Source organism: Rahnella sp. P4_A8 (assembly GCF_056402435.1).
The window spans coordinates 1-8,183 of sequence record NZ_JBFUHK010000094.1 but is presented as its reverse complement, the minus strand read 5'-3'; the positions used below and the strand labels follow the sequence as shown (position 1 = coordinate 8,183).

7 protein-coding genes are annotated in these 8,183 nt (G+C 53.2%); 1 reads left to right on the top strand and 6 read right to left on the bottom strand.

Going from position 1 to position 8,183, the window contains the following annotated elements; all coding sequences use genetic code 11:
- The coding region (locus AC1DUO_RS22440; RefSeq protein ID WP_477988818.1) for a PAS domain S-box protein at nt 1-294 on the bottom strand (294 nt) is incomplete at its 3' end.
- A gap of 342 nt (nt 295-636) precedes the next feature.
- Nucleotides 637-1,605 carry a 23S rRNA (adenine(1618)-N(6))-methyltransferase RlmF gene (gene rlmF / locus AC1DUO_RS22435; protein WP_013574678.1) on the bottom strand — a complete coding sequence of 323 codons (969 nt, stop codon included), beginning with the start codon at nt 1,603-1,605 and terminating at the stop codon, nt 637-639.
- A 206-nt stretch (nt 1,606-1,811) separates the two neighbouring features.
- On the opposite strand from rlmF, the gene AC1DUO_RS22430 reads away from it, so the two are divergent.
- Nucleotides 1,812-2,441, top strand: coding sequence for a flavin reductase family protein (locus AC1DUO_RS22430; protein ID WP_013574677.1), 630 nt, complete (start codon nt 1,812-1,814; stop codon nt 2,439-2,441).
- Nucleotides 2,442-2,526: 85 nt separating this feature from the next.
- On the opposite strand, the gene AC1DUO_RS22425 is transcribed toward AC1DUO_RS22430, so the two are convergent.
- From AC1DUO_RS22425 to dinG, 4 genes are all read right to left on the bottom strand, one after another.
- The gene (locus AC1DUO_RS22425; RefSeq protein WP_477988815.1) at nt 2,527-4,389 is read right to left on the bottom strand and encodes a M3 family metallopeptidase; all 1,863 of its coding nucleotides are present in this window, start codon (nt 4,387-4,389) and stop codon (nt 2,527-2,529) included.
- Between the two features lie 112 nt (nt 4,390-4,501).
- Entirely contained in the window at nt 4,502-4,843 is a 342-nt protein-coding gene (locus tag AC1DUO_RS22420) for a zinc ribbon domain-containing protein YjdM (protein WP_013574675.1), read from the bottom strand.
- Nucleotides 4,844-5,153: 310 nt separating this feature from the next.
- Nucleotides 5,154-6,116 (bottom strand): DNA-binding protein YbiB, encoded by a 963-nt coding sequence (gene ybiB, locus AC1DUO_RS22415; protein WP_013574674.1) that lies wholly within the window; start codon nt 6,114-6,116, stop codon nt 5,154-5,156.
- A gap of 45 nt (nt 6,117-6,161) precedes the next feature.
- A partial coding sequence (dinG, locus tag AC1DUO_RS22410) for an ATP-dependent DNA helicase DinG (protein WP_477988813.1) occupies nt 6,162-8,183 on the bottom strand: 2,022 nt, incomplete at its 5' end.

Genomic DNA, 8,183 nt, shown 5'->3' with positions numbered 1-8,183 from the left:
GATTATATTCCCGTTTTTGTGTACACGTTTAATATTTCCGCTGACCGACTTTCCCTGCCGCAAACCTTCCCAGTGAAGACGATACGCATCGCTGGCAACAAACTCCGGGGTGCAGAAAATCCGGTGAGGCTGACCAATCACCTCGTTTCTGCTGTACCCCATGCTGCTGAGAAACAGGTCGTTAACCTCAAGCACCACGCCTTCCGGCGTGAAAGCGATCATCGGAACCGCCTGCTGGATCGCAGCGAATTTATCACGCCATATCGTACTAAACTGATGAGAAAATAATTGCATAGGACAGACACCCTGTGGCTGATAACGTGAATTAATGTGTAATCACAGTTAATTTATAAAAATACACGTGCTAATTCCCACAGATGATGAGTAAAGTTACTCATCAACATGCGAAAGATTAGTCTGACCCCTGGGTGGGTTTAGGCAGGTGCGTGAAAATTTAAATAGCGCAGTGAAAAATAAGCTCACCAGCAAAATCATTACTCTGATAATTAACAAACTTTATTATAGTCAATTAAGCTTAATTTAATTCACCAAAAAAGAAAGGGGCTGGCAGGAGTATTTTTTCCAGCATATTCACCGTCAGATAAACACGCTGGAATACAGGAATTCACAACGTGATCAGACTGACCAGCGTTTGATTGCCCAACTTTTTTGCTGCGAAGGCGTCAGGAAAGTCCAGGCGACAAAACGGCTGATCTTGTTGCCATGCACCATTTCGACAGTGCGGACATCCGTCGCTTCCTCTTCACGAAGTGCGTCATACAGTAACGGCAGCGTCGTTTTTTTGGAAATCAGCACGGTGTACCAGAAACAGTTCTGCGCTTTACCGGCGCTCTCTTCTGCCATACGGACCACAAAGGCTTCTTCACCACCTTCACACCACAATTCGTTGTGCTGACCACCGAAGTTAAGCTCTGCGGTGCCCGCACGTCTGTCCAGCCCCAGGTTTTGACGTTTACGCTGGCTGCCGGATGCCGCATCTGCCGCTGAAGCGTGGAACGGCGGATTACACAGCACCGCGTCGTATCGCTCATCATGGCGGATAATGGTGTCGAGAATACGCTGCGGTTTCGCCTGTAAACGGAAACGCACCTGATTGGTCAGTTGCGGATTGGTGGCGACGATTTTTTTAGCCGCCGCCATTGATACCGGATCAATCTCACTGGCGGTGAAGCGCCAGCCGTATTCGCGTAAACCAATAATCGGGTAAATACAGTTCGCGCCCACACCGATATCCAGCACGGAAATGTCTTTGCCTTGCGGGATATTGCCGTTGTTGCTGCCCGCCAGAAGATCTGCCAGATGGTGAATATAATCTGCACGCCCGGGAATTGGCGGGCACAGGTAATCAGCCGGAATATCCCAGTTTTCAATCTGATAGCAATCGCGCAGCAAAGCACGGTTCAGGGCTTTTACCGCCTGAGCGTTGGCGAAATCAACCGACAAATCGCCCCATTTATTTTCGACGACGAACGGTGCAAGTTCCGGGCTGCTGGCAATCAGGGCCGGGAAATCATAGCGGCTGCGATGACGATTTCGCGGGTGAAGACCGCTTTTTTCCTGAGGGAAGACTTTCTTTTTTTCCACCTGAGTGACTCTCCGAAAGGTGTGCGCGACGCATGAAATATGCGATGGGGCGTTGGATATTTATGAATGGCGCACAAGATACCACAAAGCGCCGCCGCCTGCCGGATGCATGCTGACTCGGGCGGGCACATAAAAACGGTCAACGTCTGATTAATTCGGGTAATGTACAAATCATAGTCTTTATGAATTATTTGCTGAGGAAAATCATGAACACTGATGAACGTTACTACTACGAGCCCGCTAAAGGCCACGGCCTGCCCCATGATCCGTTAAACGCCATTGTCGGCCCGCGTCCGATTGGCTGGATTTCATCACGCAATGCCGCCGGACAACGCAATCTGGCGCCGTACAGCTTCTTCAATTGTTTCAATTACCGCCCGCCGATCATTGGTTTTGCCAGCAGTGGCTGGAAAGACAGCGTGGCGAATATCGTCGAAACCGGCGAATTCGTCTGGAATCTCACCACCCGACCGCTGGCGGTGAAAATGAATGAAAGTTCGGCCTCGCTGGAACATGGCGCGGATGAGTTTGATTTCGCCGGTCTGACCGCACAACCCGGCACCCTGGTTGCCGCTGACCGCGTGCTGGAAAGCCCGGTGAACTTTGAGTGCAAACTGACGCAGTGTATTCAGCTTAAAACGGCCGCCGGTAGCGATATCGATACCTGGCTGGTGCTGGGCGAAGTGGTTGCCGTGCATATCGCGCCACATCTGCTGATTGACGGCATTTATCAGACTGCGCTTGCCGAACCGGTATTACGCGCCGGTGGCCCTTCTGCCTATTACGGTATTTCAGAAGATTTACGCTTTGACCTGATACGCCCCGACGCCCGTTGACCTGAGGCGTAAGACAAAAAAAAAGCCACCGCACGTTGACCCTGCCGGTGGCTTTTATGTTCATGATCTTTATTTTTTGCTGTAACTATTTTCTACCGTAGTTCTGTTCAACGAAATCCGCAAAATCCTGACACATCGCGTCATCACCGTCGGCACTGTCAGCGAGGATCAACGCACCATCCACCACGCGGATATGCACATTCAGATCGAAATCCGCTTCAGGTTGCTCACGTTTTGATGCCTTTTCAATGGTCTGCTGCGCTTCCTGCCACGCCGCATCCACGGTCTGATTACAGGCCTGCGCCAGATAATCCGGATTGAACCCCTCGCCGGTCAGGCTGCGCAAGGTATCGTCGTGACTGACGCTGTTACCCGGCGTCCAGTAATGCTTCGCCAGATCCGGACCGATAGCCGGATTGTCGGTCAGATAACCATCGCGTTTCAGGAAGAAAGCGCGGGTCTGTTCCACGRCCATCATCGCCAGCAGATAGCCCTGATACGAACAGGCGGATTCCATGGAAAGCAGATGCGGGATAGCGAGCGTCGGACGCGGACTGCCGGTGACGCCCAGAATATGGGTTTCGACATCACGCGCCAGCGCGGTCATCGCTTCCGGCGTGCGTTTCTCATCCGGCCACTGATAAAGCTGCCACTCGAAATACGGCACCAGCAGAATGTGACGTTCATTGAAGGAACGCATCGGCTGACGGGCTTCAATACTGGCGCGGATCAGTTCATCCGGCACCGGTTCACCTGCGGTATTTTTCGCATAACGTTTCAGCCAGTCAGCATCTTCCAGCAGGCTGTCGCAAAACATGGATTGCGTTTCCGCATAGGCCATGGACGTCGGCGGGAATTCCTGCGAGAAGCATGGTGCATTCTGGCGGATATTGGCGAAGTGCGCCGCATGGCCGCCTTCATGGAACAGCGTATTCAGGCCATTCGCGCCACTGCCAATCTGATCAGGTTTCGCCAGGCTGGTGAAGTTAATCACTGCTGGCACCCATTTGCCGTTGTCATAGAACGGCGGCACCGGCCCGTGCATAAAACCATTTTCAAACTTGCCTTCGCGTACCAGCAAATCCAGCTGCATTTCTGCACCGTTAAAGCCGATATTCAGGCGCTTGAAGCTGTCTATCCAGCGACGCAGGGAATCAGCGAACGGGAAGTAAGGATCGAGCTGACGGGTGACGTCACCGGCGCTGGCGAAGCGGATATTCCATGGCAATAGTGCGGCGTCGCCTTCACGCGCGACCAGTTCATTGAGGCTGCGGGTGTTGCTTTCGCGGGTTTGCTCTTCGAAACGATCGAGGATGGCGAATAACTGTTCCGGCGACATGCGCTCGGTTTTATTCACTTTATAATCGAAGTAGTTGCGGTAACCGAGCTGACGCGCAAAACGGTTACGCAAGCCGATCAGCTCAGGCAATCCGTTATGCAGCAGCCAGTCCTCCAGTTCGCGCAATGCATTTTGCGAACTCCGGCGGTAGACTTCATTTTCGTTATTCGCCTGATTGGTCAGCAGCTCGCCAAGGGAGGCATTAACGCGCTCGCCTTTGCTGTTGATGTGCGTCATGCGGTACTGCTTACGTTTGCCGAACAGCGCCGATTCCGCCTGAATAATTTCATCCAGCAGCGCCTGTGCTTTAGGGTCTTCAATCACGTTACAGTCAAAGAAATTCAGCCAGCCACGCAGACCGTGCAGTAAGGCATCACGCGCCTCGCTGGCGGATTCTTTTTCGACGCGGGCAATCGCATCACGCAATTCCTGCGGGCGGGAAGGCTGGGCGATAAAACGTTTGTACGCCGTTTCAGCAGCGGAGAAAGCCGCAGAAACAGTGTCATCACCGGTGCCCATATAGTGTTGCCAGAACAAATTTTCTTTGTCCTGATGAACGTTGAGGTAATCGCGATTGAGGGCGTTAAAGTAGTCCTGGGCCTGTTTCATGCATTCTTCTCTGCTGAAAGTTAACGAGATTATGCATTGAGTGTATGTTCGCAAAGCGGTTATGTCGATATGGCAAAACCGCTTTTGAACGTCAGGCAGGAAGGTGCGGAGATCAGTTTTTCTTAACAAACTCAGATTTGAGTTTCATCTGGCCGAAACCATCAATTTTGCAATCGATGTTGTGATCGCCTTCGACTAAACGAATGCCTTTCACTTTGGTGCCGATTTTCAGCATCGAAGAACTGCCTTTCACTTTCAGGTCTTTGATCACGGTGACAGAATCGCCATCCGCCAGCAGATTGCCGTTGGCATCCACCACTTTCAGTACATCATCATCTGCCGCAGCATCACTGTTCATCGACCAGACATGACCGCATTCAGGGCAGTTAAGCATTTCGCCGTCCTGCCAGGTGAATTCGGATTGACACGTCGGGCAAGCTGGTAAAGTTTCCATATTTAAATCCCCATAAAATTTTATAAAAAAACGAATGAAATCATGAAATAAATTTCGTAGTTTCTCTATTTTAACGGTTAACCACACTTTTGAACAGGGTAACGGAGTTTTTGGGGAGCTGAGCCGGACTTAAACGCAGGATTTATAGAGGAATACAGGCAGTTTTTTAACTCCTCCTCCTGCGAAGAGGGAGGCCGGGAGGGGGTATTAAAGGCGAAACCCATGCTTATGCACACTTAAACGCCTGATTTTGACCTTAATACCCCACCCCAACCCTCCCCTTCGCAGGGAGGGAGCGGATCGAGTTCGGTTAAAAAATCTGATCCACAATCATTCTGGCCTCAACCATATCGGCACAAACCTCTGCGGCCACCAGACAACACGCCAGTTGCGTGATGATCGCCTGCGGAATAGCGCGTTCGCCCTTCAGGCATTCCTGAATGTAGGCAACGGTAGTGGCGACATCTTTGCTTGCCGGCACGTCCGCACCGAAAATCTCTTCTTTTTCGGCCAGTACGCGCTGTTCGCCACCGGCGATAAAGTGCGTCTGCGGAAAGCGTGAAGGGTTCGCGTACACTTCCCCTTCAGTGCCTTGCGTCAGGAGCGCACGGCCATCAATCTGGCGGAAGAACGAGGAAACACGCTGCACGTATTCAGGGTGCGAAACACTCGATAAACGCAGGGAATCCTGACCGGTAAACGGCGTGATAAGTTTCGCCAGGGTATGGCTGCTGTTTCGCACCCCCATCTGCCAGCGCAACGCGAGCTGTTTTTCGACTGGCGGGCAAAGTACGGAGATTGGCACAAATACCGGTGCGTCAGCCGCATCTGAAAGCTGTTGTGCGTCCTGCTGGCTTTGTGCTGCGCGGATGCCGAGCGCACGAAAAATCTCAGCACTGGTGATGCGGGTAGGATCTTCATCCACACCATGCACCAGCACCGGCAAGCCGAGACGGCTGAGCAGGATGGCCAGCAGCGGCGTCAGATTCGCCTGTTTACGTGCACCGTTATAGGTTGGGATCACGACCGGCAGCGGACGATCAGCCGGTGCCTGAAGGCGCATCACGCACTCGTCCATCGCCTGATAAAAACCGAGCATTTCTTCTTCCGCTTCGCCTTTGATACGAAATGCAATCAGCAGCGCACCGAGTTGCAGATCCGGCACCTCGCCCGCCAGCATGTGGCGATACAACGCATGCGACTGCTCACGGTTCAAATCGCGGGCGTGATTTTTGCCCCGTCCCACTTCTTTGATGAGTTTGGTGTAATCCATCGTAGCCTTACCTTGTCTGTGCAATCATGTGTCAGTGGAAAGAAGTTATCGTCTGCGCGCACGGCGACGAACCGGGTCTTTCTTCGCGGTCTTGAGAATATCGGGACGCTTCACTGAACCGGGCGCTGGCATTTCGCGCTGTTCAATCGGGAATACCGGCAATGCCGCCAGCAGGCGTGCACCGTAACTTTTTGTCAGCAGGCGCTTATCGTAAATCACGATTTCGCCCGTACATTCATGGCTGCGGATCAGTCGCCCGACCTGCTGGATCAGATTGAATGACGCGCTGGGCAAACTCTGCACTTCAAACGGATAGCGTTTCAGCGTTTTCAGCCATTCACCTTCCGTCAGAATAACCGGACTGTCGATAGGGGGGAAAGCGATCTTATGGATATGTACCTGCGTCAGCAGTTCCCCTTTCAGGTCCAGCCCTTCGGCGAACGATTGCAGGCCAATCAGTACGCTGGTGGTGCCCGCAGCGACGCGTTTACGGTGCTCCTCGACCAGCCGGTAGCGCGGCTGATCGCCCTGCACCAGTAACATCAGGCGTAAATCCGGTAACAGCGCCACAAACTGCTGTAACGCACGGTTGCTGGCAAACAATACCAGTTGACCGGTATGCCCCCCTTTCGCCAGTTCAGCGCGGAAGAAATCTGCCATTTCCTGAATATGCGCGGCCTCATTGGCCATCACCGGTTCGAGGGTCATTTGCGGAATGACCAGCTTGCCCTGCTCGACGTGATTAAACGGCGAATCCAGGCTGACAAACCGGTCACCGGCTTTTTCCGTCAGCCCGCTCATTTCCTGAAGCCGGGAAAAACTGTTCAGCGAACGCAATGTCGCGGAAGTGATCACCACATGCGGCACTTTGCGCCACAGCATTTTTTCCAGCTGTTCGCTGACGCGGATCCCCGCGCAATGAAACACCAGATGTGTCTGGTTATCGAAATACGAACGCGTCACCCATTTGCCAATCGGGGCATTCGAGGCCTTGTCCAGCGCCGCCAGCCGCCACAGTTTGCTCATGGTTTCGAGATACCCCTGCATGCGGCTCATATGCAGAATCGCGCGGTGTAAACGCATAATATCGTGCTTGCCGGTTTTCTCGCTGAGGTCATTCACCATGTATTCTGCCAGGCTGCGCAGGCCATCGGTGAGTTTAAACAGGCGGCTGCACTGTTCGGTCAGTTCAGGGGGTAAGACGCCCAGCTCGAAACGGTATTCGGCTTCCGGTTCTGCAGGCGGCAGATGCTGGCTGACCGCTTGCTCGATCAGCAGCAGCAGTTCGCGCATTTCGGCACAGTGGTTATGCAGGCGTTCAGCATGGGTCAGCGGCGGCGGATTTTTCGGGGTGAACAGCGCCAGACATTGCTCAATCTGGCGCACAAAGTTGTCCAGTTGCAGGTTATTCCACACCGCAGTGATTTCGGCCTCAACTTCCAGCGCATCACGCGCCACTTCCGGCAAATGATGGCCTTCATCAAGCACCAGCAGCAGATCTTTCGCCGGCGGCAGCACCGATTCCGATTCCAGCGCAGCCATCACCAGCGCGTGGTTAGTCACCACCACATCGGCACTTTCAATCTCTTTGCGCGCCACAAAATACGGGCATTCGCGGAAATAGTGGCAGTTACGGCTGAGGCAGTTGGCTTTGTCGGTGCTGATTTTTATCCACAGCGGATCGTCGATGGTTTTCTGGTAATGATCGCGCAATCCGTCCCACTCGTAGCGGGACAACGCGGTTTCCAGCGTTTTACAGAGTTTCTGTTCTTCGCCGCTGGAAGGCGCCAGTTCATCGCCGAGGAACAACCCGAGGTCGCCCTGCGCATTCTCGTTACTCATCGCCGCCAGATTACGCGGGCAGACATAACGGCCACGCCCGAATGCGCCGGTGAATTTCAGATCCGGAATAATTTTTTTCAGCAGCGGGAGATCTTTACTAAAAATCTGATCCTGCAACGCCACGTTGGCGGTGCTGACAATCAGCGGTTTTTCTTCCTCGCGGCTGACGGCAATGCCGGGGATCAGATAGGACAGCGTTTTCCCGACGCCGGTTGGCGCCTCAAT